Source organism: Massilia sp. Mn16-1_5 (assembly GCF_004798585.1).
Taxonomy (GTDB): domain Bacteria; phylum Pseudomonadota; class Gammaproteobacteria; order Burkholderiales; family Burkholderiaceae_D; genus Telluria.
In genome coordinates this window covers 1-255 of record NZ_PPXQ01000087.1, presented here as the reverse complement: position 1 = coordinate 255, position 255 = coordinate 1, and the positions used below count along the sequence as shown (strand labels likewise).

At 52.5% G+C, this 255-nt stretch carries 1 rRNA gene; it reads right to left on the bottom strand.

The window, feature by feature from the left end:
- Window positions 1-255 (bottom strand): 16S ribosomal RNA (locus C2862_RS25150); the annotation flags it as partial.

Below are 255 nucleotides of genomic sequence, written 5' to 3'. Positions count from 1 at the left end.
GAGTGCTCTTGCGTAGCAACTAATGACAAGGGTTGCGCTCGTTGCGGGACTTAACCCAACATCTCACGACACGAGCTGACGACAGCCATGCAGCACCTGTGTTCAGGTTCCCTTTCGGGCACAGCCAGATCTCTCCGGCCTTCCTGACATGTCAAGGGTAGGTAAGGTTTTTCGCGTTGCATCGAATTAATCCACATCATCCACCGCTTGTGCGGGTCCCCGTCAATTCCTTTGAGTTTTAATCTTGCGACCGTA